We start from the raw sequence: 855 nt of genomic DNA on the forward strand, positions 1-855 counted from the left end.
CTCCCTTTTTACCCCGGCGCCCGGGGGGGGCGCCCGCCCGGGGGGGCCCCCCGGCACCCCGCCCCGGCCACCCCCCCCCCCCCCCCGGGGGCCGCCCGCCCCACCCCGCCGCCGGCCCCCGCCCCCCATCAATGGAGCGAAGACATGAAGATCAACAGGACGACGCAACTGCTCGCCGCGGCGGTGCTCGGTGTCGCGCTCGCCGGCGTCGGCGCCGGCGTGGCCGGTCCCGCGATGGCGGACGACGACCCCGAGAACGGCATCGAGGTGTCGGTGACGATCGAGCCCAACACCACTCCCGGTCAGGTGTCCATGACCGTCGCCGACAACGGCGGAGTGTCTCTGCAGGAGGACGGCTCCAACGCCGCCGCCCGCCAGTTCGTCGGCACCCTGCCGACGGTCACGGTGACCGACAGCCGCCGTCCCGAGGAGATCCCCGCCGGTGACTTCTGGGCGGTCGTCGGCCAGGCCGGCGAGTTCACCGCGACGAGCGGTTCCGCGCCGCCCATCGGCCCGCAGTACCTGGGCTGGCGGCCGCGCCTGCTGAGCGACTCCTCCACCGGGGCGGTGGAGGCCGGTGAGCCCGTCTCCAGCGTCATCTCCGACGGCTCCGGAGCGCCCACCGTCGGTCTGCAGGGCCAGGAACTGCTGGTGTCGACGGCGAACTCCGCCGACGAGATCGGCACCTGGCAGGTCAACGCCGACCTCGCGCTGCGCACTCCCGCCGACGTCGCCGCCGGCGAGTACCACTCGACCCTGACACTTTCGCTGTTCAACCAGTCCTGAGCCGGAGGCAGGACGCCATCGCCCGCTGTGGGCGGCCGGGGCCTGTGCCGGCCTGGCACAGGCCCCGGC

At 74.9% G+C, this 855-nt stretch carries 1 protein-coding gene; it reads left to right on the forward strand.

Annotated elements, in window-relative coordinates:
- The first annotated feature begins 144 nt into the window (after positions 1-144).
- The gene (locus AB0J69_RS60205) at positions 145-786 is read left to right on the forward strand and encodes a hypothetical protein (RefSeq protein WP_364137998.1); all 642 of its coding nucleotides are present in this window, start codon (positions 145-147) and stop codon (positions 784-786) included.
- The last annotated feature ends 69 nt before the right edge of the window (positions 787-855 follow it).

Origin of the sequence: Nonomuraea sp. NPDC049709 (assembly GCF_040674815.1) — a bacterium.
In the GTDB taxonomy this organism is placed as follows: domain Bacteria; phylum Actinomycetota; class Actinomycetes; order Streptosporangiales; family Streptosporangiaceae; genus Nonomuraea.